The following is a 24,193-nucleotide window of genomic DNA, read 5'->3' as shown; positions in this document are numbered from 1 at the left end:
GGGATGAAAAAAGAGAGAAAGCCTAAAATTGTCATCATGGGAGGCGGAACTGGACTCTCTGTTTTATTAAGGGGATTAAAGCAATATCCTGTTGATATTACAGCAGTTGTTACAATTGCTGATGATGGTGGCAGTTCGGGTAGATTACGTGATGAGCTAGAAATTCCACCTCCAGGTGACATCCGTAACGTACTTGTTGCGTTATCGGATGTAGAGCCACTGGTGGAAGCTTTATTTCAGCACCGTTTCACAACAGGAGACGGACTGAAAGGTCATGCGTTAGGAAATCTATTGTTGGCAGGTATGACCTCGATTACAGGAGACTTTTTCCATGCAATTACAGAAACAAGTAAAGTATTAAATGTCAGAGGACGTGTATTACCAGCAGCGAATCAAAGTGCGGTACTTCATGCGGAACTTGAAGATGGGGAAATTGTAACAGGTGAATCAAAGATTCCTTATTACGGAAAGAAGATTAATCGTGTCTTTTTAACTCCAGAAGATGTAGAGCCATTGCATGAAACGTTGGCTGAGATTAAACGAGCTGATTTACTTGTTTTCGGTCCTGGAAGTTTGTATACGAGTATATTGCCTAATTTAGTTGTTAACAAAATTGGAGACGCTGTTCTTGCTGCAAAGGCGAAGAAGGTATATGTATGTAACGTTATGACACAAGCGGGTGAAACGATGGGATATACTGCTTTTGATCATGTGCAGGCGTTACACGATCATTTAGGGCAACCATTTATCAATACTGCAATTGTAAATAACCGTGAGATTCCTTGTGAATTACGCAAGTCATATGAGGAAGAAATGTCTACACCAGTTGTAGTGGATGAAGAACGTTTTGTTGAAAATAATATTGATGTTATTCAAGAGGGATTAGCGAAGTATGATGATCATGTTGTAAGGCATGATACGTTAAAGTTAGCGTCCATTTTATATTCATTGTTATAAATATGCGTTGCCTCGTTTGAGGTAGCGCTCCTCATTCATATAGGACAAGAATTTTGTTCCATAATAATCGTATAAGGAGGTGTTGACTGTGTCATTTGCATCAGAAACAAAGAAAGAGTTGACGAATCTTGAGATGAAGGAATGCTGTGAGAAAGCAGAATTATCAGCGTTACTTCGAATGAACGGGTCGCTTTCTTTTTCAAACCGTCGTCTATCTATCGATATTCAAACGGAAAATGCGGCAATTGCAAGAAGGATTTATACGCTTTTGAAAAAAGGATATGACGTGACGGTAGAATTGCTTGTCCGTAAAAAAATGCGCTTGAAGAAAAATAATGTATATATTGTGCGGCTTGTTGAGAAGTCTCGCGAAATATTAGCTGATCTTCATATCGTTCGAGATGACTTTTCATTTATTCGAAATATATCACAAGAATTGATTGAGAAGAAATGTTGTAAACGATCGTACTTACGTGGCGCATTTTTAGCAGGTGGTTCAGTAAATAACCCAGAAACATCATCTTATCATTTAGAAATCTTTTCGTTATATAAGGAACATAATGATGCTATATGTGAACTGATGAACGGATTTGATTTAAATAGTAAGACGTTGGAAAGAAGAAAAGGGTACATTACGTATTTGAAAGAAGCAGAAAAAATTACAGAGTTTTTAAATATTATAGGTGCTCATAATGCACTTTTAAGATTTGAAGATATTCGAATCGTACGTGATATGCGTAATTCTGTAAATCGTTTAGTGAACTGCGAAACAGCTAATTTAAATAAAACAATTGGTGCAGCACTAAGACAGATTGAAAATATTCGTTATATTGATGAGACAGTTGGTCTTGATATTTTGCCGGATAAATTACAAGAGATTGCACAATTACGAAGAGATTATCAAGATGTAACATTGAAAGAGTTAGGTGAGATGGTATCCGGGGGGAAGATTAGTAAGTCGGGTATTAATCATCGTTTGCGTAAAATCGATGAAATCGCAGAGAAATTACGCGCGGGGGAAACGTTAGTAAAAAAATAAGAGGTTAAAGGGGAAATGGAGCTGTGGTTCAAAAACGAGTTCAGGTTTCATTAAAAAACGGTTTACAAGCACGTCCGGCTGCGTTGTTTGTACAAGAGGCAAATCGCTTTCATGCAGATATCTTCATCGAGAAAGATGGAAAGACAGTAAATGCAAAGAGCATAATGGGGATTATGAGCTTAGCAATTGGAACTGGAAGCATGATAACAATTACAACAGAAGGTTCAGATGCAGAAGAGGCTTTAGAAGCATTAGCTGCATATGTACAATAAGAAGCTATCGCGTATATGCGATAGCTTTTTGTTTTTGCGGTTTACTTAAAGGGAGTTTTCGGGATAGGGGGTATGTAGCTGGTTTGTCCTTGTCGGAGATTGTCGGTAAATCGATATGTTGTGTCGAACCGTTGATATATTAAAAAAATCGTTGATATAATTTAAGTTTTGTTCGATATAATTGAAAAATCGTTGATATATTTAGAGGGATACTGGATGGGGTATGTGAGCGGGGAACAATATATAAAAGAAGCGCCCAATTATAGGGCGCTTCCATTTTTAGTTATATCCAGCTCCAGCGGCTAGAATCTCCGGTCGCTTCGCCCCTTCATTCGAGGCAAAAAGCGCCTCGGAATCAGGCGCTCCATCGCCCTGTGATTCTGAACGAGCCGCTTCCGCTTTTAGTTATTAACGATTTGTAAAGATCTTATCGATTAAACCGTATTCTAAAGCTTTTTCTGCTGTCATGAAGTTGTCGCGGTCTGTGTCGCGTTGTAGTACTTCAAGTGGTTGACCAGTGCGGTCAGCAAGAATTTGGTTTAGTTTTTCACGTAAGAATAGGATACGTTTTGCAGCGATTTCGATTTCAGTCGCTTGACCTTGTGCTCCACCAAGTGGTTGGTGAATCATTACTTCACTGTTTGGAAGTGCATAACGTTTTCCTTTTTCACCTGCTGCAAGTAAGAATGCACCCATAGATGCAGCCATGCCGATACAGATTGTTGATACTTGTGGTTTAATAAACTGCATTGTATCATAGATTGCCATACCCGCTGTGATAGAACCACCAGGGCTGTTGATGTAGATGTGAATATCTTTTTCTGGATCTTGAGATTCCAAGAATAAAAGCTGGGAAACGATTGAGTTAGCTACGTTGTCATCAATTGCACTACCAAGCATAATGATGCGGTCTTTTAATAGTCGAGAGTAAATATCGTAAGCGCGTTCTCCACGATTTGTTTGTTCAATTACTGTAGGAATTAAATTCATCTGTTATTTCCTCCTTATAAAGCTTTCTTAGTCTTATAATACAATTATGGTCAATAAAGGTCAAACGAAACCACTTTAAATCAAAAAAATATGTAGTTGTACCATGAAATATTCGCTATGTTTTCGAAATTCCCTGCTTATGTATCTTCAACATCATAACCGAATTACATAAATTTAAACGTTACGAAAACTGGAGAAAAAAGAAAAGAACGCCTTTTAACTGAAGCGTTCTTTCGATAATTAGTCTTTTAAAAGATAGGTTACTTTATTTAAAATCTTTTCGATTTGTTTCGCGTTTTTACTATACATTTCGCTTGCTGACTTCGACTTTGTTTCTAGGGAAAATAGTTCAAGATCAGCATGACATTTTTTTAAAGATGCTAATAATAAAGGTTTGTTTTGAGGAGAAGGCATTTGGAGTTTGTCATTGTAAATGTCGATAGTAAGTTGTCCGTATGAATCCACTTGACCGAGGAAGACATTTTCAATAACAACACCGATTTTTTCTAATTCTGAATGTAGCCAAGCGCGGTTATGTCCGCTTGCTGAAAGAGGTTCATCTAGTACATTTCCATCCATAATAACAGTTTGTGGTTCTTTTTCATTTGGCACTTTTAAACCGAGATCTTTTGCTGTAAGTGGCTGAGAATCTTTCTTTAATAATACATTTAATTCTCCACTCGGTTCTAAGACAGCAAATTCGACTTCAGCTATACTGAATGCACCATTTCCTCTAAGAAGTTCAAGTAACTCATCACTTGTATATTTCTCTTTCTTTAAATTATCCTCAAGTACTTTGCCATCTTTTATTAACACTGTAGACTTCCCTTCAAAAAAATCTCTAGCCGTTTTGTTTTTTAGGGAGAGAATTCCGACAAAGAAGGGTACTGAGGCGAAAATAAGTATGGCAAAGACACCGTGGAAAAACTTTTGATCAAGCCCTGTAGCTATTTGAGCGGCGATATCGCCAATTGTCATTCCTGCTATGTATTCAAAAAAGGAAAGCTGAGAGATTTGCCTTTTTCCTAAGCACTTTGTAATAGTGAATAAAATGATTAATATGAATACAGAGCGAAGGATAACAAGTGTCCATTCCGGCAGGTGAGACATAGTCATTTCCTCCAGTCTACTTAAAACCCTTTATATTGAGGTTCTTCACGTTCTAATAATGAAACCCTATCCTGTAAATCAGCGATGATGCTGTCCATTTCTAACATACATTCATGAAATACGCGTTTTGCTTCATCGTCTGTAGAGTTTAGCGAAAGGGAACTTAAGCTTGCTTGAGCTCCCCTTACACTAGCGAGGCAAGTTTTTACGCTAGCAATAACAGTCATATAAACACCTCTTATCCTTTCGGTTTGAATAACAATGCTCCAATGAAGCCGAAAATAATAGCTGCTGATACACCGGCGCTCGTTACTTTAAACATGCCGGTAATAACGCCAACGATGCCATGTTTTGCAGCTTCTTCCATTGCGCCATGAACGAGGGCATTACCGAAGCTTGTAATAGGTACGGTTGCCCCAGCTCCAGCGAAATCAATTAATGGTTCATACAAATTGAATCCATCTAATATAGCTCCGGCAACGACGAGTGTTGCCATTGTATGGGCGGGTGTTAGTTTGCCGACATCAAACATAAGTTGGCCGATTACACATATGAGTCCGCCAATGACGAAAGCCCAGAAAAAAATCATTGCGTTGCACCTCCAAATTCAATCGAAACGGCATGAGCGATACACGGAATCGTTTCTTCTTGTTGGAATGTAAGTGGAGATAGTAAAGCGCCTGTCGCAACGACAAGTATTTTTTTGAACTCTCCTCTTTTCATTCGGTTTAATAAATGACCGTATACGACCGTTGCAGAACATCCTGGTCCGCTAGCACCAGCGATAACAGGTTGCCCTTCTCTATAAATGAGTAACCCGCAATCTTGAAACTGTTCGCTCGTTACTTTCGTTCCGTGTTTATGTAGTAAGTCATAAGCAATTTCGCGACCGACATGTCCGAGGTCACCCGTTACGATTAAATCGTAGTAAGAGGCATCAATTTGGCGTTCGCGTAAGTGGGCTTCAATTGTATCAACGGCAGCTGGAGCCATTGCACCTCCCATATTAAACGGATCTGTTAATCCCATATCAACCACTCGTCCGATTGTGGCAGATGTTACCCTAGGACCGTGTCCAGTATCGCTTAAAATAGCGGCTCCTGCTCCGGTTACTGTCCACTGCGCGGTAGGTGGTTTTTGCCCGCCATATTCGGTAGGATAGCGGAATTGTTTTTCTACAGCGGTGTTATGGCTTGATGCCCCGGTTAATAAATATTTTGCGCCTTTTGCATTTACGATACTTGCTCCAAGTGCTAAACCTTCCATAGAAGTAGAACAAGCGCCAAATAGTCCGAGATAAGGAGTGCCTAGTGTACGGCAAGCAAAGCTTGTAGGGGTAATTTGATTAATTAAATCGCCTGCCAGTACAAATTGAATATCATCTTTACGAAGTTTTGCTTTTTCGGTGGCGCGGCTACAAGCTTCTTCAAATAAAATTTTATGTGCTTTTTCATAGGAATCTTGTCCGAGCCATAAATCTTCATGGAGGGTATCGAAATCTTCTGGGATTTTCCCTTTTGCTTCAAACGGTCCGCCAACGACTCCCGTCGAAATAATAACTGGTTTGTTTTCAAATACCCACGTTCGGTGTCCTTGTAACATTTATAGCCCTCCCCATTGAACGAGAATCGTTTTAATAAGTGCGATGACGAAAGCGGAAAATACACCAAATAAAATAACAGAACCAGCTAGTTTAAACATATTGCCGCCAACGCCAAGGACAAATCCTTCCGTTCGATGCTCAATACACGCGGCAATAACAGAGTTACCAAATCCAGTAACAGGTACAGCTGTACCTGCTCCGGCAAACTGTCCAAAACGATCGTATATACCAAATCCAGTTAGCAACATGGAGATGAAAATGAGAGTTGCGACTGTTGGATTGCCTGCTGAGCGTTCAGTGAAATCAAAATATGTGATGTAAAAAGTAGAAATGAGTTGTCCGATGAAGCAAATAAAACCACCGACGAAAAAGGCTTTTATACAATTTTTTAAGACAGGTCGTTTCGGTTCGCGTTCTTGTTCGAATTTTTTATACTCCTGTTGTACAGGGGTTAAGTTTTTATCTTTACTAGCCATTGCAATCCTTCCTTTTCTTTTAAAAAGCGTTAAGTGTTAGACTCCATTTTTTTACCAATGAATTTTAATTGTTTATTAATTTCATCTTTAGATACTTCTTTTTCCTTAATTTTTCTTTCGAGTTTTTCGAGTAACATAAAGATTTTTTTATCTGTACTGACACGAACATCGAAAGTAGGATGCTCATCACTTAGCTGCTTTTGAAGCTTCTTACGAAGAGGTTTTAATCCAAACCTTTCGTGATGCTCCGGTATAACTGCTATGTAGAGGTCTAAATTTGAATTCACTGCTGTGCTTTTTATAATTTCATCCATAGCGAGAGCTCTTTTCTTCGCTCCTTGTGATATAGATTGATGAAAGGATTCCGTACTCGTCTTTGTTAACTTTGGACCTTTTTCTTTCTCCGTTCGTTTTGCTTCTTCTTTCACTTTTTTATCTAAAGGACTATTATCACATCCGGTAAAAGAGCTAAATAGAAGTGCAAATAATGCGGTTATGAGGCCGAGTTTTCGCATAATTATCATTCCATTTCTATTGCAATATGTAATGTGATAGAAAAAGGATGACTGCATATCATCCTTTTTCTATTTCACAGCAAGACTGATTCGTTATTGCTGTGAGTATTGTGGTTCTTCTTGTTGGACTTCTTCAACGCGTGGGTTTAAAGAATCGATAATCGTTTGTGTTTGCTGCGCAGCTGTTTGGAAAAGTTGCTTCGCTTGTTGGTTATCCGTATCAAGAGCGAATCCCTCTAAGCTAGCTTGTGCACTTTTTAATCCAGAAACAGTTTGCTTTAATTTTGTAATTACAGTCATTGAATGAAGCCCCCTTTGGAATATCAATTCAAAGATTATAATTTGTGAGTTGGGGTGAATTTATGATTGGAAAATTTAGGGGTGAAATAGATTTTATATGCTTTTAGCTAAGATGCATAAGGTATTACGGGGATATTTTTATTGATTTAGATGGATTTTATTGCTATTATTATGAGAAGAAAATGAAGTGTTTTCTATAATCATGCGCCCATAGCTCAGTCGGATAGAGCGGTGGTTTCCGGTACCACGTCTGCCGGGGGTTCGAATCCCTCTGGGCGCGTCAAAAAGTCCTAACTTACGTTTTGTAGGTTAGGACTTTTTTTATTTCCCTCTTGTTATATCTAGTGATAAGATTTACTATTAGTACTTGATAATAATTTTTAACTTTATTATTTTCTTTCAATATTATTCAAATTTAGGTTGTAAGTTGTAAATCTCATTAATACATATAAATTAATAATATTTTGGAATGGGTGTCTGCGTGAGGATTCTCCTTTTACCAAACTTATTGTACAATAGAAACAAGGGGGAGATTAGTTTGAAGGCAAGTCTTTTACAAGAACAAAGCTTACGTTTGGCAATGACACAAGAGTTAAGGCAAGCGATTACAATGCTCCAGTATAATGTACAAGAATTATCGGAGTTTTTGTATGAGCAATCGTTAGAGAATCCCCTTATTGAGTTAGGTGGTTTTGAGAGGGAGAAGAAAAAGAGCTCTAACAACAGTAAAAGTACCAGCAAACAAGTCGAGAATCAGATGGAGATCTACAGTGTGGATTCTACAACGATTCAGCAACATTTATTAAATCAAATACAGTATTATAAAATAGATGAAGAAGAGCGAAAAGTAGCTTCTTTCATTATTATGAACATGGATGGAAATGGATATTTACAAGAAACGAATGAAGAGTTAGCAGAGCTCCTTTCTGCGCCCATTCATGTAGTCGACCGCTCTGTAGAGCTTGTCCAATCACTGGAACCAGCAGGGGTAGGGGCGCGTAATATTCAGGAATGTTTAACTTTGCAATTGAAGCGCTTACAAAGACGTAATGGATTAGCAGAAGAGGTTGTAGAAGATCATTTCGCTTATTTCGTGAAGAAAGATTGGCGAAAGCTCGTTCAAGTGTTGAAGTGTAGTAATGAGGAATTGCAGAGTGCGGTAAATTGTATAACGTCATTACAACCAAAACCTGGTCTTGCGTTTTCTTCAGATAAACCACTTTACATTGTACCTGATATGGCGGTGAAAAAAGATGGCGATCGCCTCATTTTACAAATGAATGAGAGAAATATGCCGAGAATTGAAATTCACTCTGAATATAGTGCGCTTCTTAATAATAGTGAAAGTGAAGTAGCATCTTACGTATCAGAAAAGTATCAGCATGTGCAGTGGATTATGCGTAGTTTGAAGCAGAGAAAACAGACATTGCTGCAAGTAATGACTATTATTATGGAAAAACAACGTGATTTCTTCTGGAAAGGTCCAGAGTATTTAAGACCTCTCGCTTTAAAAGAGGTAGCGGAAGAGTTAAGTGTGCATGAATCGACAATTAGTCGTGCGACGCGAAATAAATATGTTCAAACACCACACGGTTTATTTGAGATGAAATCGTTCTTTAGCAATGCCGTTTCGACGACTGAAGATGAAGCAGTTTCTACAAAACGTGTAAAACAATTTATTCAAACGCTAATTGGGGCAGAGGATAAGAAAAAGCCACTTTCAGATCAAAAGATTTCAAAATTATTAGAAGAAGAGCATGAAATTGTTATTTCTCGAAGAACAGTGGCGAAGTATAGAGAACAAATGCATATCCCAGCTTCGTCATTACGAAAAACGATCGGATAGGTGAAGAAGATGAAAGTTGTACTGTATACTAAAAAAGATTGTGGCCTTTGCGTGAAGGCGAAACAAGTTTTAAAGGAAGTACAATGTGAATATTCTTTTCAAATCGAGGAAATAGATATATATGAAGATAATGACCTTTTAGAAAAATATCACTTAATGATTCCGGTTGTAGAAATGGACGGAAAACAAGTAGAATATGGTAACATTCACAAAGGTGTCATAATAAACTATATAAAGAATGCAGTTAAGAGTTGAATAAGTTTCTATCTCCTGTTACAATAATACACGTAGCAGGGATTATTTTTTTAACCTATGTGGGACACAAAATGTCACTACGGGACGTAAAGTGACCACGAAGGAAAAATGAACCGATGTAGTGAGGAGAAAAGATATGCGCTCATGGATTCAGAACACAAAAAAATTATTACCTGATCTGCTACCTGTTATGCAAACGAGAATGCAAATTCTTCAATACATTAGGCTCATGCAGCCGATTGGAAGAAGAAACTTATCAGCAAGTCTCGGTATGACAGAACGAGTATTGCGAAGTGAAGTTCAAGTTTTGAAAGAACAAAACTTAGTTCACGTCGCTTCTTCTGGAATGACTTTGACAGAAGAAGGAACAGCTTTAGTTCTTGCTTTGGAAGACTTTATGAAAGAAATTTCCGGGTTAAAGGTTTTAGAAAAGCAACTTAAGGAAACATTAGACTTGGATGAAGTTTTCGTTGTCCCTGGTGATAGTGATGAATCACCTTGGGTCAAACTGGAGATGGGCCGTGCTTGTGTGACTTGTATAAAAGACCGTCTGACAGCGAATAATATCGTTGCTGTGGCTGGAGGAACTACGCTAGCTGCTGCTGCGGACATGATGCAACTTGATTGCAAAGATTTACATATGCTATTTGTCCCAGCACGTGGTGGAATTGGAGAAGGCGTCGAATTAGAAGCCAATACCATTTGTGCCAAGATGGCACAAAATACGATGAGTAATTATCGCTTATTGTATGTTCCAGACCATGTTAGTAGCGAAGCATATGCGTCTATTGTGACAGAGCCTTCCGTGAAAGAAGTTCTTGAGTTGATTCGATCTTCCAATATCGTCATTCATGGAATAGGTGATGCGTTAACAATGGCACGTCGCAGAAGTACTTCAGAAGCAGATTGGTTAAAGATTCAGGCAAGCGAAGCAGTTGGCGAAGCTTTCGGTTACTACTTTAATGAAGAAGGAAATGTTGTTCATAAAGTAAGAACAGTTGGTATGCAACTAGAGGATTTACAAAATGTATCTCACGTTGTTGCAGTCGCTGGAGGTTCTTCAAAGGCAAAAGCAATACAGGCTGTAATTAAACAAGGGCACACTTCAATTCTAATTACAGATGAAGGTGCAGCAAAACAGTTAACAAAGGGTTTTACCCTTTAATATAATCCCCCAAGGAGGAAATTCAAATGACTAAAATTGGTATTAATGGATTTGGACGTATCGGACGTAACGTATTCCGCGCAGCTCTTAACAACTCTGAGGTAGAAGTAGTAGCAATCAACGACTTAACAGATGCTAAAACATTAGCTCACCTTTTAAAATATGACACAGTTCACGGAACTTTAAATGCAGAAGTATCTGCTAACGAAAACAGCATCGTTGTTAACGGTAAAGAAATTAAAGTTATCGCTGAGCGTGACCCAGCTCAATTACCATGGAGCGACTACGGAGTAGAAGTAGTAGTAGAATCTACTGGCCGTTTCACTAAAAAATCAGACGCTGAGAAACACTTAGGTGGATCAGTTAAGAAAGTTATCATCTCAGCTCCAGCTTCTGACGAAGATATCACTGTAGTTATGGGTGTTAACCACGAACAATACGATGCAGCTAACCACAACGTAGTATCTAACGCTTCTTGTACTACAAACTGTCTAGCTCCATTCGCTAAAGTATTAAACGAAAAATTCGGCGTAAAACGCGGAATGATGACAACAATTCACTCTTACACTAACGACCAACAAATCTTAGACTTACCACACAAAGATTTACGTCGTGCTCGTGCAGCAGCTGAAAACATGATCCCAACATCTACTGGTGCAGCTAAAGCTGTAGCATTAGTATTACCAGAACTTAAAGGCAAATTAAACGGTGGCGCTGTACGTGTTCCAACTGCTAACGTTTCTCTAGTTGACCTAGTTGTTGAACTTGACAAAGAAGTAACAGTTGAAGAAGTAAATGCAGCATTCAAAGCAGCAGCTGAAGGCGAATTAAAAGGTATCCTTGGATACAGCGAAGAGCCATTAGTATCTATCGACTATAACGGATGTACAGCTTCTTCTACAATCGATGCATTATCTACAATGGTAATGGAAGGTAACATGGTTAAAGTACTTTCTTGGTACGATAACGAAACTGGTTACTCTAACCGCGTAGTAGACCTAGCAGCTTACATGACTTCAAAAGGTCTTTAATTCTTAATTATATAAGTTATCAATGACAAAACGAGGGAGAGGGTTTGTTCCCTCTCTCTCTTCTTTCGTTTTAAAAGCAAATGTGTTAAGCTTTTGAGTGGGTTTTGTCAATCCTAACTAGTAGTCGGAGGGAAATCCAATGAACAAAAAATCAATTCGTGACGTAGATTTAAAAGGTAAGCGTGTATTTTGCCGCGTTGATTTCAACGTACCTATGAAAGAAGGCAAAATTACAGATGAAACTCGTATCCGTGCAGCTCTTCCTACAATTCAATATTTAGTAGAGCAAGGTGCGAAAGTTATTTTAGCAAGTCACTTAGGCCGTCCAAAAGGTCAAGTAGTAGAAGAAATGCGTTTAACTCCAGTAGCAGCACGTTTAGGCGAGCTTCTTGGTAAAGACGTTAAAAAAGCGGACGAAGCATTCGGACCAGTTGCACAAGAAATGGTTGCAGCAATGAACGAAGGCGACGTATTAGTTCTTGAAAACGTACGTTTCTATGCGGGTGAAGAAAAGAACGATGCAGAACTTGCGAAAGAATTTGCAGCACTTGCTGACATCTTCGTAAACGATGCATTCGGTGCAGCTCACCGTGCTCACGCTTCTACAGCAGGTATCGCAGACTACCTACCAGCAGTATCTGGTCTATTAATGGAAAAAGAGTTAGATGTACTTGGTAAAGCACTTTCTAACCCAGAACGTCCATTTACAGCTATTATCGGTGGTGCGAAAGTAAAAGATAAGATTGGTGTAATTCGTCATCTATTAGACAAAGTAGATAACTTAATCATCGGTGGTGGACTTGCTTACACATTCGTTAAAGCTTTAGGTCATGAAATTGGTCTATCTCTATGTGAAGACGACAAGATCGAACTAGCTAAAGAATTTATGCAACTTGCAAAAGAAAAAGGCGTAAACTTCTACATGCCAGTTGATGTTGTAATCACTGAGGAATTCTCTGAAACTGCAACAACTAAAATCGTTGGTATCGACTCTATCCCTTCTAACTGGGAAGGCGTGGACATCGGTCCTAAAACACGTGAAATTTATGCAGATGTAATTAAAAATTCTAAGCTTGTTGTATGGAATGGACCAATGGGTGTATTCGAAATGACTCCATTCGCAGAAGGTACAAAAGCAGTAGGACAAGCATTAGCAGATGCAGAAGATACATACTCTGTTATCGGCGGTGGTGACTCTGCAGCAGCTGTTGAAAAATTCGGTATGGCTGATAAAATGAGCCACATTTCTACTGGCGGCGGTGCGTCATTAGAATTCATGGAAGGTAAAGAGCTTCCAGGTGTAGTTTGTCTTAACGACAAATAAGTAGCAGCCAAAGAAAAAGGACGGTGCAAAGCATGCGTAAACCAATTATCGCAGGTAACTGGAAAATGAATAAAACTCTATCAGAAGCAGTTAGCTTCGTAGAGGAAGTTAAAGGTCAAATCCCAGCAGCTTCAGCTGTTGATGCAGTAGTTTGCTCTCCAGCTCTATTCTTAGAGCGCCTTGTAGCAGCAACTGAAGGAACTGACTTACAAGTAGGTGCACAAAACATGCACTTCGAAAAAAATGGTGCATTCACTGGCGAAATTAGCCCAGTAGCACTTAGCGACTTAAAAGTTGGCTATGTAGTACTTGGCCACTCTGAGCGTCGTGAAATGTTTGCTGAAACAGATGAGTCAGTAAACAAAAAGACTATCGCAGCATTTGAACATGGTTTAACACCAATCGTATGTTGTGGTGAGACTTTAGAAGAGCGCGAAAGCGGAAAAACATTTGATCTAGTAGCAGGTCAAGTGACAAAAGCACTTGCAGGTTTAACAGAAGAGCAAGTTAAAGCAACTGTTATCGCTTATGAGCCAATCTGGGCTATCGGTACAGGTAAATCTTCTTCTTCTGCAGATGCAAACGAAGTATGTGCGCACATCCGTAAAGTTGTTGCAGAAGCTGTTTCTCCAGAAGCTGCAGAAGCTGTTCGTATCCAATACGGCGGTAGCGTAAAACCAGAAAACATTAAAGAGTATATGGCACAATCTGACATCGACGGCGCTTTAGTTGGCGGTGCTAGCTTAGAGCCAGCTTCGTTCTTAGGTCTTCTGGGGGCGGTAAAATGAGAAAGCCAACAGCTTTAATCATTCTTGACGGTTTCGGACTTCGTGAAGAAACTTACGGGAATGCTGTAGCACAAGCTAAGAAACCTAATTTTGATGGTTACTGGAACAAATTCCCTCACACAACGCTTACAGCTTGTGGCGAGGCAGTAGGTCTTCCAGAAGGTCAAATGGGTAACTCTGAGGTTGGTCACTTAAATATCGGTGCTGGCCGCATTGTATATCAAAGCTTAACACGCGTTAATGTTGCAATTCGTGAAGGTGAGTTCGATAAGAACGAAACGTTCCAAAGTGCAATTAAAAGCGTAAAAGAAAAAGGTACTGCACTTCATTTATTCGGTTTACTTTCTGACGGTGGTGTGCACAGTCACATGAATCACATGTTTGCTCTTCTTCGCTTAGCAGCTAAAGAAGGCGTTGAGAAAGTATACATTCATGCATTCTTAGATGGCCGCGATGTTGGACCAAAAACAGCACAAAGCTATATCGATGCAACAAATGAAGTAATTAAAGAAACAGGAGTAGGACAATTCGCGACTATCTCTGGTCGTTATTACTCCATGGACCGTGACAAGCGTTGGGATCGCGTAGAAAAATGTTACCGTGCTATGGTGAATGGTGAAGGCCCTACTTATAAATCAGCAGAAGAGTGTGTAGAAGACTCTTATGCGAACGGTATCTATGATGAATTCGTATTGCCGTCTGTAATTGTTAACGAAGATAACACGCCAGTTGCAACAATCAATGATGATGATGCAGTTATCTTCTATAACTTCCGTCCAGACCGTGCAATTCAAATTGCTCGTGTATTTACAAACGAAGACTTCCGTGAGTTCGATCGTGGTGAAAAAGTACCTCACATTCCAGAATTCGTATGTATGACACACTTCAGTGAAACTGTAGATGGTTACGTGGCATTCAAGCCAATGAACCTTGATAACACTTTAGGTGAAGTTGTTGCGCAAGCGGGATTAAAGCAACTTCGCATCGCGGAAACTGAAAAGTATCCGCACGTTACATTCTTCTTTAGCGGTGGTCGTGAGGCTGAATTCCCAGGAGAAGAGCGTATCTTAATTAACTCACCAAAGGTTGCAACGTATGACTTGAAACCTGAAATGAGCATTTACGAAGTAACGGACGCTTTAGTAAATGAAATCGAAAATGATAAACATGATGTTATCATTCTTAACTTTGCGAACTGTGATATGGTTGGCCATTCTGGGATGATGGAACCAACAATTAAAGCAGTAGAAGCAACTGACGAATGTTTAGGAAAAGTTGTAGAAGCGATTCTTGCAAAAGATGGTGTAGCACTTATTACTGCTGACCATGGTAATGCGGATGAAGAATTAACTTCTGAAGGAGAGCCAATGACAGCTCATACAACTAACCCGGTTCCTTTCATCGTTACTAAGAACGACGTAGAATTACGTGAAGATGGTATCTTAGGTGATATCGCTCCAACAATGCTTACACTTCTTGGTGTTGAGCAACCGAAAGAAATGACAGGTAAAACAATTATTAAATAATTTGCTTATATAAAAAGGAGAGAATTTATTATGTCAACAATTATTGATGTTTATGCTCGCGAAGTCCTTGACTCTCGTGGTAACCCAACTGTAGAAGTAGAAGTTTACACAGAAAGCGGCGCTTTCGGACGCGCTATCGTACCAAGTGGTGCATCTACTGGTGAGCACGAAGCAGTAGAATTACGTGACGGTGACAAATCTCGTTACCTTGGTAAAGGTGTTGTTAACGCAGTAAACAACGTTAACGAAATTATCGCTCCAGAAATCGCTGGTTTCGATGTAACTGACCAAGCTGGTATTGACCGTGCTATGATCGAATTAGATGGCACTCCAAACAAAGGTAAACTAGGCGCTAACGCTATCCTTGGTGTATCTATGGCAGTAGCTCACGCAGCAGCTGACTTCGTAGGTCTTCCATTATACCGTTACCTTGGTGGATTCAATGCAAAACAATTACCAACTCCAATGATGAACATCATCAACGGTGGTTCTCACGCTGATAACAACGTTGACTTCCAAGAGTTCATGATCTTACCAGTTGGTGCTCCAACATTCAAAGAATCAATCCGTATGGGTGCTGAAGTATTCCATGCACTTAAAGCTGTATTACATGACAAAGGTCTTAACACTGCAGTAGGTGACGAAGGTGGATTCGCTCCAAACCTTGGTTCTAACCGTGAAGCTCTAGAAGTAATCATCGAAGCTATCGAAAAAGCTGGTTACAAAGCTGGCGAGAACGTATTCTTAGGAATGGACGTTGCTTCTTCTGAGTTCTACAACAAAGAAACTGGTAAATATGACCTTGCAGGCGAAGGCCGTACTGGCTTAACTTCTGCAGAAATGGTTGATTTCTATGAAGAGCTTTGCAAAGACTTCCCAATCATCTCTATCGAAGATGGTTTAGACGAAAACGACTGGGATGGTCACAAATTATTAACTGAGCGTATCGGTGATAAAGTACAATTAGTTGGTGACGATTTATTCGTAACTAACACTCAAAAACTTGCTGAAGGTATCGAAAAAGGTATCTCTAACTCAATCTTAATTAAAGTTAACCAAATCGGTACTTTAACTGAGACTTTCGAAGCTATCGAAATGGCTAAACGTGCTGGTTACACAGCAGTTGTATCTCACCGTTCTGGTGAAACTGAAGATGCTACAATCGCTGACATCGCAGTAGCAACTAACGCTGGCCAAATCAAAACTGGTTCTATGAGCCGTACTGACCGTATTGCTAAGTACAACCAATTATTACGTATCGAAGACGAGCTAGGCGAAGTAGCTGTTTACGATGGTGTAAAATCTTTCTATAACATCAAACGATAATTGTAGAAAATAAACGACAGACCGTGAGAAATCACGGTCTGTTTTTTTATGCTAAAATTGTTCACCCGTCATAAGTGACATGAAATGTTTGAAGAAGCGGTTATAATCAAAATCAATTGCTATTTGATGACTCGGCCAATCAATAAATGGTTTAGATTCTCCTAAAGAGCGAAATTCTCCAATGCTTGCCCCTTGTGCATAAGATTCTGTCATGACAACGATAGGTGATTTGTGATAGGTAAAAATAGAGTTATCAAGTAAAGCGAGTATTGGTATTGTGTCATGGAAGGGGCTCCCCTTTAAATGTGGTAGGGTGTCTTTATAATATCCGTAGTAATAATGATCAAATAACGGTTTGACAAGTGGAGCTTTTCCTTTTGCCTCAATGTATTCTGCCATTTCTGGTGTAATGATGGAGTATTGAGTGACGTTTAATGGGTATATGTACATGTTAGCTGTGGATTGAAGGACTATATTAGCGGCAGTAGGATCGCCATAAAAGTTTGCTTCGGAAATAGGGGTAACATTACCAGGATGTAAAAAGGCACCGCCCATTACATAGTAAGTTTTAATTTGTTTCATTAACTGTTTGCACATGATAAACAAAATTGCTAGGGAGGTAAGTCTTCCTAAACTCACAATAATTAATTCATCTTTATACTGTTCAATAAGAGGAATAACTTCAAAAAAATTCTCCATTTCTCCGTTAGTTATATTCACCTTTGGAATAATTGGCCCAAGTCCCTGTTTTCCATGTACATCCGTAAAAAACGCAGGTGGGGCACCACTAAGGGGACGTTCTGAACCACCGAATATCTTGATATTTCTATTCTTTGTTTCGTTATTAAAAAAATGAGCATTTTCTACTGCCATTTTTTTTGAAACATTGCCGTAATCAGCAACGATACCGACGATTTCTATTTCATCGATAAAGAATGCTAAGAGGAGAGCCATCGTATCATCAATCCCAGGATCACAAAAAATGAGAACTTTTTTGGGCATATGTTCACCACCTATCTTGTTTATCCAGTACAAATCCGCTTGGTGAGGGCTAATAATTAATGGGGATGAGGAAAACCTCAATGATTAAAGTTTCACTTTATATATATGTAAGTTTAAGGATAAAAAGTTTATTTTATTGAAATAATAGTCTTTTAAATTCAGAAAATAAAAACTTTTTATATTAGGTCAAGGTTTTTGACATAATTTTCGTTTGAAAATGCAGTCATATCAAGGTTGTAAGCGTGTAACATAGGCTGTTTTTGCTGTCAAGTTGATAAATTGCAGCTTTTTACAATTTATACTATGATAAAGATATTAACAGAAGATCGTATAAACATGAGGGATGATGAACATGAAATTTACAAAGATTCTTGTCCAAATTGCTGCTCTTTACGTGTTTTATATGGTTGGAACTTGGGTGCAAGAAATGTTAAATATTCCAATTCCAGGAAGTTTGATTGGAATGTTCCTCTTACTTGTTTTACTTAGCCTAAAAGTTCTTCCAGTGAAATGGTTCGATTTAGGAGCAGAAACACTCGTTGCTATTATGCCGTTTTTATTAATTCCGCCAACGCTTGGCCTAATGAATTACGGTGCTTTTTTTATGAGTAAAGGAATTTCTCTTTTCATTACAGTTGTAGCGAGTACATTTTTAATTATTATTGTCGCAGGACATACAGGACAATATCTTGCGAATAGGAAGGAAAGAGAGTCGCGATGAGCCAAATATTAATCGGAGTCGGTTGGGTTCTTTTTACGGTGCTATTATATCAATTATCTAAAAAAATCTATAAATTATTTCCAACACCATTCACCATTCCAATGCTTGTAGCAACTGGATTAATGGCTTTCCTATTTATCGTGCTTGATATACCATATCAACATTATATGGAAAGTGGTGGTGGCTGGATTGCAAAGCTACTTGGACCCGGTGTTGTAGCATTTGCAATTCCTCTTTATAAACAACGCCATGTTCTGCAAAAGTATGTTGTACCGATTGCTGGTGGCGTATTAGTAGGTACAACAGTTGCAATCGCTAGTGATTTTGCGATTGCTTCACTTATGGGAACGGATAAAAGCTTAATCTTATCGTCTTTACCAAAATCGGTGACAATGCCAGTTGCGATGAGTGTTTCAGAGCAAGTCGGTGGTGTACCTTCCTTAACAGCAGCTTTCGTTGTTATTGCAGGTATTACTGGAACGATTACAGGACCCCTTTTATTAAAATGGAGTCGTGTTACAAACTCAGTTGGTAAAGGTATCGGATTTGGATGTGCTTCTCATATTATGGGTGTTATGAGAGCGATGAAAAATAACGAACATGAAGGTGTTATTGGATCGGTAACAATGACATTAACAGCAATTTTGACATGTTTACTTGGACCGTTATTTGCGATGATGTTTATGTAATAGAAGAAAAGCGAGAGCGCCTCTATAGCTCTCGCTTTTCTATAGAATTTATGCTACAGTTACAATAACTGAATCTTTGTAGGAGGTACGCCAAGTGCATACGTTATTATCAGTTTTACTTATTATTGTATCGATTTTAATGATTGTTATGGTACTTATGCAGTCTAGTAATAGCTCAGGCCTTTCAGGTGCAATTTCAGGCGGTGCAGAGCAATTATTTGGTAAGCAAAAAGCACGTGGAATTGAAGCGGTATTAAACCGCATTACAATTGTTTTAGCTGTATTGTTCTTCGCATTAACAATTGGTGTTACGTACTTGAACTTATAGAATTGAAAGAAGAAGCGTTAGTAAAATGTACTAATGGTTCTTCTTTTTTTGTTTTGCTATTTGAAAGATGTTTCTAATTAGATTATAGAAATACAAATATGGTACACTAGATATAGAAAGAATACGACTAGATTACAGAAGAGAAAGAGGAGAAATACATGATGAAATTAGCATCTCCGAAACCATTTACATTTGAGGGTGGAGACCGCGCTGTTTTATTACTACATGGATTCACAGGGAACTCAGCTGATGTACGTATGTTAGGGCGTTTCTTAGAAAAGAAAGGCTATACTTGTCATGCACCAATTTATAAAGGGCACGGTGTACCACCAGAAGAGCTTGTTCATACAGGTCCTGAAGATTGGTGGCAAGACGTAACGGAGGCATATCAGCTTTTAAAAGATAAAGGTTTTGAAAAAATTGCTGTTGTTGGATTGTCACTTGGCGGCGTATTTTCTTTAAAATTAGGTTATACAGTACCGGTTTTAGGTGTAGTACCAATGTGTGCACCGATGTATATTAAGAGCGAAGAAACGATGTACCAAGGTATATTGGCATATGCCCGCGAATATAAAAAACGTGAGCAAAAATCACCAGAACAAATTGAACAAGAAATGTTGGAATTCCAAAAGACACCAATGAATACATTAAAAGCATTACAACAATTAATTGCTGACGTACGTAACAATGTGGATATGATTTATGCACCAACATTTGTTGTACAAGCACGTCATGACGAAATGATTAATACAGATAGTGCTAACATTATTTATAACGGTGTAGAATCTACGTTAAAAGACATTAAATGGTATGAAGACTCTACGCATGTCATTACACTTGATAAACAACGTGACGAGCTACATGAGGATGTATATAACTTCTTGGAGCAACTAGATTGGTAAGATCTAGTTGCCTCTTTTTTTCATAAGGAATTTTTTGTGAAAACTGTAAAAATCATAAGGGGAGTATTGAAGTTTCACTTTATACATCCCCTATCTTTCGGATACACTAAATAATATAAGGTTTTAAAGGAGGTATTTTTGCTTGGAAGAAATCATACAAGAACATATTGATAAGTTGTTATTATTTATGAGAGAAGAAGCGTATAAACCGCTAACGATACAAGAGTTAGAAGAGGCATTTGGGATTGAAGGTTCTGAGGGCTTTAAAGATTTCGTAAAGGCACTTGTAACGATGGAAGAAAAGGGACTTGTTATTCGTACTCGTAGCAACCGTTACGGTCTTCCTGAAAAGATGAATTTAATACGCGGTAAGTTAATTGGACATGCACGTGGTTTTGCATTCGTTGTACCAGATGAGAAGAAAACGGGAGACGATGATCTTTTCATCCCGCCTACAGAATTAAACGGTGCACTTCATGGCGATACAGTATTAGCACGCCTTAGTTCTCAATCAAGCGGTTCACGTCAAGAAGGTTCAATTGTACGCATTTTAGAGCGTGGAACGAAAGAACTAGTTGGTACATATACAGAATCGAAAAACTTTGGGTTCGTTATACCTGACAATAAGCGCTGGACAAGTGACATTTTCGTATTGAAAAGTGCATCTATGGGCGCTGTAGAAGGTCATAAAGTAGTTGTGAAAATTACAAGCTATCCAGAGAATCGTTTAAGTGCAGAAGGTGAAGTTATTCAAATTCTAGGTCATAAAAATGATCCAGGAGTAGATATTTTATCTGTCATTCATAAACATCACTTGCCTTTAGCGTTCCCTGAAGAAGTGATGGAACATGCAAACAGTGTACCAGAAACGATTTCAGAAGAAGATTTAAAAGATCGCCGCGACCTACGTGATCAAATGATCGTAACGATTGATGGTGCAGACGCAAAAGATTTAGATGATGCTGTTACAGTAACGAAGCTTGAGAACGGTAACTACAAGCTAGGCGTTCACATTGCGGATGTAAGTCATTACGTTCAAGAAGGTTCTCCAATTGATGTAGAAGCAGCGGAAAGAGCGACGAGTGTGTATCTTGTTGACCGTGTAATTCCGATGATTCCACACCGTCTATCTAACGGTATTTGTTCATTAAATCCGAAAGTAGACCGTCTGACATTATCTTGTGAAATGGAAATCAACAACTTAGGTGATGTTGTTAAACACGAGATTTTCCAAAGTGTGATTAAAACAACAGAGCGTATGACGTATGCTGACGTAAGAAGCATTTTAGAAGATGAGGACGAAGAGTTAATTAAGCGTTATGAGCCATTAGTACCGATGTTTAAAGAGATGGGGCAATTGGCACAAATTCTACGTGAAAAACGTATGCGCCGTGGTGCAATTGACTTTGACTTTAAAGAAGCGAAAGTATTAGTAGATGAAGAAGGAAAACCGACAGACGTTGTCATGCGCGATCGCTCTGTATCAGAGAAGTTAATTGAAGAATTTATGCTTGTTGCGAATGAAACAGTAGCAGAGCACTTCCACTGGATGAACGTACCGTTCATGTACCGTGTCCATGAAGATCCGAAAGAAGATAAGCTTGAGCGTTTCTTCGAGTTTGTAACGAACTTCGGATATGCGGTAAAAGGACGTGCGAATGAAGTGCATCCTCGTGCGCTGCAACAAATTCTTGAAATGGTTCAAGGACAGCCAGAAGAAGTAGTTATTTCAACAGTTATGCTTCGTTCTATGAAGCAAGCTCGTTACGATGCGGATAGTTTAGGACATTTCGGTTTATCAACTGAGTTCTACACACACTTCACATCACCAATTCGTCGTTACCCAGATACAATCGTTCATAGATTAATTCGTGAATACATTATTAACGGTAAAGTCGACAACGAAACGCAAGCAAAATGGCGTGAAAAATTACCTGAGATTGCAGAGCATTCTTCTAATATGGAACGTCGTGCTGTTGAAGCAGAGCGTGAAACAGATGAGATGAAAAAAGCAGAGTATATGGTTGATAAGATCGGTGAAGAGTATGACGGTATGATTAGCTCTGTAACAAACTTCGGTTTATTCGTAGAGCTTCCAAATACAATTGAAGGTCTTGTACACGTTAGTTATTTAACGGATGATTACTACCGTTATGACGAGCAACATTTCGCTATGATCGGAGAACGTACAGGAAACGTATTCCGCATCGGTGACGAAATTACAATTCGCGTTATTAACGTAAACAAAGACGAGCGTGCAATCGACTTTGAAATCGTTGGCATGAAAGGCACACCTCGCCGTAAGTTCAAAGATCGTCCAGTCGTTATCGAACAGCCAAGAACAGGCAGAAAGAAACGCGGTGGACGTAGCGAGCGCAGTAATGAGCGCGGCGGTGAACGTGGCACAGGTAGAAAATTTGAACGTGGTGGTAAAGGAAAAGGAAGAGGATCTGCATCTGCATCCGCTTCTGCTAGCCAGCCGGGAAAAAAAGATGGTAACGGTAAGAAGAAAAAAGCATTCTTCGAAAACGTACCAGGATTCAAGAAGAAAAAGAAAAAGCGTAAGTAAGAAAAGAGTGGCTTCGCTTTGATGAAAAGCGGGGCCGTTTTCTTTTTTCTTCGTGGCTTGAGAGCGAGCCACTTTCGCTTTTTGATGGAATCTAGCTACAGTGGCTAGAATGTTCGGCGGCTTCACTTCTTCCCGAGAGGCAAAGAGCGCCTCAAGGTCAGAAGCTCCATCCATCTTACATTCTGAGCGAGCCACTTTCGCTTTTTGATGGAATCCAGCTACAGTGGCTAGAATGTTCGGCGGCTTCACTTCTTCCCGAGAGGCAAAGAGCGCCTCAAGGTCAGAAGCTCCATCCACCTCACATTCTGAACGAGCCACTTTCGCTTTTTGATGGAATCTAGCTACAGTGGCTAGAATCTGTTGGCCATTTCACTCCCTCGGACGAAGCAAAAAGCGCTTCTCTGTCGGGAGTTCCAATGTCCAAAGATTCTGAGCGAGCCACTTTCGCTTTTTATTAACATTTGTTACAATAGTAAAAATAGAGGAGGGACGTTATATGCCAAAGGGTACAGGTAAGGTTATTGCACAGAACAAAAAAGCATTTCATGATTATTTCATCGAAGAAACATACGAAGCAGGGCTTGTCCTTCAAGGAACGGAAATTAAGTCGATTCGCGCTGGACGCGTAAACTTGAAAGATGCGTTTGCACGTGTACATAATGGTGAAGTATGGGTTCATAATATGCACATTAATACGTACGAACAAGGGAATCGTTTCAACCATGATCCACTTCGTACGAGAAAATTACTTCTGCATAAAAAAGAAATTGATAAACTAGCGGGCGCTGCGAAAGAAACAGGTTACGCATTAGTTCCACTTAGAATTTATTTGAAAAATGGATTTGCAAAGATGGCACTTGGTTTAGCAAAAGGTAAGAAGCAATATGATAAACGTCACGATTTAAAAGAGAAAGAAGCTAAACGTGAAATTGCACGCGCGTTCCGTGATCGCCAAAAGATGTAATACAGATATTTACATTTGTAAAATGGAGCGCGTATGTTATAATAACTTATGTAAGGTTGTTGCACATTGAAAAACAGCTCTTAGTAGCTATCACGATATTTTCTTCGTATGCTCCATTTTTATCATGGGGACGTTACGGATTCGACAGGGATAGTTCGAGCTTAGGTTGCGAGTCGAGGGGATCGGCCTCGTTAAAACGTCAAAGCCTATAATTGGCAAACAAAACAATCTTTCTTTAGCTGCTTAATTGCACTAAAGGTTCCTCCCTCCATCGTCCATGTGGTAGGGTAAGGGACTCAAACTAAGTGGACTACGCCGGAGTTCGCCGTCTGAGGACAAAGGAAGAGAACAACCAGACTAGCAACTTGGAAGCCTGTCGATAGGCCGAAGAGTTCGCGAAATGCTAATATATCGACTACACTCGTAGAAGCTTAAGTGCCGATATTTTTGGACGTGGGTTCGACTCCCACCGTCTCCACCAATACATATTTGGTG

At 39.2% G+C, this 24,193-nt stretch carries 26 protein-coding genes, 1 tRNA gene and 1 other RNA gene; 19 read left to right on the top strand and 9 right to left on the bottom strand.

Annotation, left to right across the window (positions count from 1 at the left end):
• The first annotated feature begins 3 nt into the window (after window positions 1-3).
• The 3 genes from MR136_RS08855 (at window position 4) to MR136_RS08845 (ending at window position 2,268) form a co-directional block, all read left to right on the top strand.
• Window positions 4-957, top strand: a complete 954-nt coding sequence (locus tag MR136_RS08855) for a gluconeogenesis factor YvcK family protein (RefSeq protein ID WP_000712188.1) — start codon at window positions 4-6, stop codon at window positions 955-957.
• 88 nt (window positions 958-1,045) lie between these two features.
• Complete coding sequence (whiA, locus tag MR136_RS08850; RefSeq protein WP_000006558.1) at window positions 1,046-1,996, top strand: DNA-binding protein WhiA; 951 nt, start codon at window positions 1,046-1,048, stop codon at window positions 1,994-1,996.
• A gap of 23 nt (window positions 1,997-2,019) precedes the next feature.
• Window positions 2,020-2,268 carry an HPr family phosphocarrier protein gene (locus tag MR136_RS08845; protein ID WP_000250307.1) on the top strand — a complete coding sequence of 83 codons (249 nt, stop codon included), beginning with the start codon at window positions 2,020-2,022 and terminating at the stop codon, window positions 2,266-2,268.
• 408 nt (window positions 2,269-2,676) lie between these two features.
• Here MR136_RS08845 and clpP read toward each other — a convergent pair whose 3' ends face one another.
• The 8 genes from clpP to MR136_RS08805 all read right to left on the bottom strand — a co-directional run bounded on the left by clpP (window position 2,677) and on the right by MR136_RS08805 (window position 7,262).
• Window positions 2,677-3,258 carry an ATP-dependent Clp endopeptidase proteolytic subunit ClpP gene (clpP, locus tag MR136_RS08840; RefSeq protein ID WP_001049162.1) on the bottom strand — a complete coding sequence of 194 codons (582 nt, stop codon included), beginning with the start codon at window positions 3,256-3,258 and terminating at the stop codon, window positions 2,677-2,679.
• A gap of 240 nt (window positions 3,259-3,498) precedes the next feature.
• A complete protein-coding gene (locus tag MR136_RS08835; RefSeq protein WP_000018930.1) occupies window positions 3,499-4,368 on the bottom strand; it encodes a DUF421 domain-containing protein in 870 nt (289 codons plus the stop codon).
• A gap of 20 nt (window positions 4,369-4,388) precedes the next feature.
• Window positions 4,389-4,595 carry a DUF1657 domain-containing protein gene (locus MR136_RS08830; RefSeq protein WP_000215913.1) on the bottom strand — a complete coding sequence of 69 codons (207 nt, stop codon included), beginning with the start codon at window positions 4,593-4,595 and terminating at the stop codon, window positions 4,389-4,391.
• Between the two features lie 11 nt (window positions 4,596-4,606).
• A complete protein-coding gene (gene spoVAE, locus MR136_RS08825) occupies window positions 4,607-4,957 on the bottom strand; it encodes a stage V sporulation protein AE (protein ID WP_000575919.1) in 351 nt (116 codons plus the stop codon).
• On the bottom strand, window positions 4,954-5,970 hold the full coding sequence (gene spoVAD / locus MR136_RS08820) for a stage V sporulation protein AD (protein ID WP_000938963.1): 1,017 nt from the start codon (window positions 5,968-5,970) through the stop codon (window positions 4,954-4,956). Before spoVAD ends, spoVAE begins: the two co-directional genes overlap by 4 nt.
• Complete coding sequence (spoVAC, locus tag MR136_RS08815) at window positions 5,971-6,447, bottom strand: stage V sporulation protein AC (protein ID WP_000146953.1); 477 nt, start codon at window positions 6,445-6,447, stop codon at window positions 5,971-5,973.
• A gap of 29 nt (window positions 6,448-6,476) precedes the next feature.
• The gene (locus MR136_RS08810; protein WP_017673781.1) at window positions 6,477-6,962 is read right to left on the bottom strand and encodes a YhcN/YlaJ family sporulation lipoprotein; all 486 of its coding nucleotides are present in this window, start codon (window positions 6,960-6,962) and stop codon (window positions 6,477-6,479) included.
• A 93-nt stretch (window positions 6,963-7,055) separates the two neighbouring features.
• On the bottom strand, window positions 7,056-7,262 hold the full coding sequence (locus tag MR136_RS08805; protein ID WP_000216166.1) for a DUF1657 domain-containing protein: 207 nt from the start codon (window positions 7,260-7,262) through the stop codon (window positions 7,056-7,058).
• Between the two features lie 204 nt (window positions 7,263-7,466).
• Between MR136_RS08805 and MR136_RS08800 the strand changes: the two genes are divergently transcribed.
• The 9 genes from MR136_RS08800 (at window position 7,467) to eno (ending at window position 16,523) form a co-directional block, all read left to right on the top strand.
• A tRNA-Arg gene (locus MR136_RS08800) sits at window positions 7,467-7,542 on the top strand.
• A gap of 258 nt (window positions 7,543-7,800) precedes the next feature.
• Window positions 7,801-9,108 (top strand): RNA polymerase factor sigma-54, encoded by a 1,308-nt coding sequence (gene rpoN / locus MR136_RS08795; RefSeq protein ID WP_000647957.1) that lies wholly within the window; start codon window positions 7,801-7,803, stop codon window positions 9,106-9,108.
• Window positions 9,109-9,117: 9 nt separating this feature from the next.
• A complete protein-coding gene (locus tag MR136_RS08790) occupies window positions 9,118-9,363 on the top strand; it encodes a glutaredoxin family protein (protein ID WP_000869726.1) in 246 nt (81 codons plus the stop codon).
• A gap of 136 nt (window positions 9,364-9,499) precedes the next feature.
• Window positions 9,500-10,528 carry a gapA transcriptional regulator CggR gene (cggR, locus tag MR136_RS08785; protein WP_001258185.1) on the top strand — a complete coding sequence of 343 codons (1,029 nt, stop codon included), beginning with the start codon at window positions 9,500-9,502 and terminating at the stop codon, window positions 10,526-10,528.
• A 26-nt stretch (window positions 10,529-10,554) separates the two neighbouring features.
• Window positions 10,555-11,559 carry a type I glyceraldehyde-3-phosphate dehydrogenase gene (gene gap, locus MR136_RS08780; protein WP_000161236.1) on the top strand — a complete coding sequence of 335 codons (1,005 nt, stop codon included), beginning with the start codon at window positions 10,555-10,557 and terminating at the stop codon, window positions 11,557-11,559.
• Between the two features lie 139 nt (window positions 11,560-11,698).
• Complete coding sequence (locus MR136_RS08775) at window positions 11,699-12,883, top strand: phosphoglycerate kinase (protein ID WP_001036350.1); 1,185 nt, start codon at window positions 11,699-11,701, stop codon at window positions 12,881-12,883.
• Between the two features lie 32 nt (window positions 12,884-12,915).
• Window positions 12,916-13,671: a triose-phosphate isomerase gene (tpiA, locus tag MR136_RS08770; protein WP_001231038.1), complete on the top strand. Its 756-nt coding sequence runs from the start codon at window positions 12,916-12,918 to the stop codon at window positions 13,669-13,671.
• The gene (gene gpmI, locus MR136_RS08765) at window positions 13,668-15,197 is read left to right on the top strand and encodes a 2,3-bisphosphoglycerate-independent phosphoglycerate mutase (RefSeq protein ID WP_001231152.1); all 1,530 of its coding nucleotides are present in this window, start codon (window positions 13,668-13,670) and stop codon (window positions 15,195-15,197) included. The genes tpiA and gpmI overlap by 4 nt, the downstream gene beginning before the upstream one ends.
• Window positions 15,198-15,227: 30 nt before the next feature.
• The gene (eno, locus tag MR136_RS08760; RefSeq protein ID WP_000103955.1) at window positions 15,228-16,523 is read left to right on the top strand and encodes a phosphopyruvate hydratase; all 1,296 of its coding nucleotides are present in this window, start codon (window positions 15,228-15,230) and stop codon (window positions 16,521-16,523) included.
• A 51-nt stretch (window positions 16,524-16,574) separates the two neighbouring features.
• Here eno and MR136_RS08755 read toward each other — a convergent pair whose 3' ends face one another.
• The gene (locus MR136_RS08755) at window positions 16,575-17,525 is read right to left on the bottom strand and encodes a nucleoside hydrolase (RefSeq protein ID WP_242259329.1); all 951 of its coding nucleotides are present in this window, start codon (window positions 17,523-17,525) and stop codon (window positions 16,575-16,577) included.
• A 352-nt stretch (window positions 17,526-17,877) separates the two neighbouring features.
• Between MR136_RS08755 and MR136_RS08750 the strand changes: the two genes are divergently transcribed.
• The 7 genes from MR136_RS08750 (at window position 17,878) to ssrA (ending at window position 24,179) form a co-directional block, all read left to right on the top strand.
• Entirely contained in the window at window positions 17,878-18,246 is a 369-nt protein-coding gene (locus MR136_RS08750; protein ID WP_000673222.1) for a CidA/LrgA family holin-like protein, read from the top strand.
• On the top strand, window positions 18,243-18,935 hold the full coding sequence (locus MR136_RS08745) for an LrgB family protein (protein WP_000078309.1): 693 nt from the start codon (window positions 18,243-18,245) through the stop codon (window positions 18,933-18,935). Before MR136_RS08750 ends, MR136_RS08745 begins: the two co-directional genes overlap by 4 nt.
• A 94-nt stretch (window positions 18,936-19,029) precedes the next feature.
• Window positions 19,030-19,263: a preprotein translocase subunit SecG gene (secG, locus tag MR136_RS08740; RefSeq protein WP_000557262.1), complete on the top strand. Its 234-nt coding sequence runs from the start codon at window positions 19,030-19,032 to the stop codon at window positions 19,261-19,263.
• Window positions 19,264-19,424: 161 nt separating this feature from the next.
• Complete coding sequence (gene estA / locus MR136_RS08735; protein ID WP_000761976.1) at window positions 19,425-20,165, top strand: carboxylesterase; 741 nt, start codon at window positions 19,425-19,427, stop codon at window positions 20,163-20,165.
• Window positions 20,166-20,307: 142 nt separating this feature from the next.
• Window positions 20,308-22,734 (top strand): ribonuclease R, encoded by a 2,427-nt coding sequence (rnr, locus tag MR136_RS08730; RefSeq protein ID WP_242259328.1) that lies wholly within the window; start codon window positions 20,308-20,310, stop codon window positions 22,732-22,734.
• Between the two features lie 496 nt (window positions 22,735-23,230).
• On the top strand, window positions 23,231-23,698 hold the full coding sequence (gene smpB, locus MR136_RS08725) for an SsrA-binding protein (protein ID WP_001123919.1): 468 nt from the start codon (window positions 23,231-23,233) through the stop codon (window positions 23,696-23,698).
• 126 nt (window positions 23,699-23,824) lie between these two features.
• Window positions 23,825-24,179, top strand: a transfer-messenger RNA (tmRNA) gene (ssrA, locus tag MR136_RS08720).
• Window positions 24,180-24,193: the final 14 nt, after the last annotated feature.

It is taken from the genome of Bacillus cereus group sp. BfR-BA-01311 (assembly GCF_022664295.1).
Classification (GTDB): Bacteria; Bacillota; Bacilli; order Bacillales; family Bacillaceae_G; genus Bacillus_A; species Bacillus_A cereus.
This window is presented reverse-complemented; position numbering and strand designations above follow the sequence as displayed.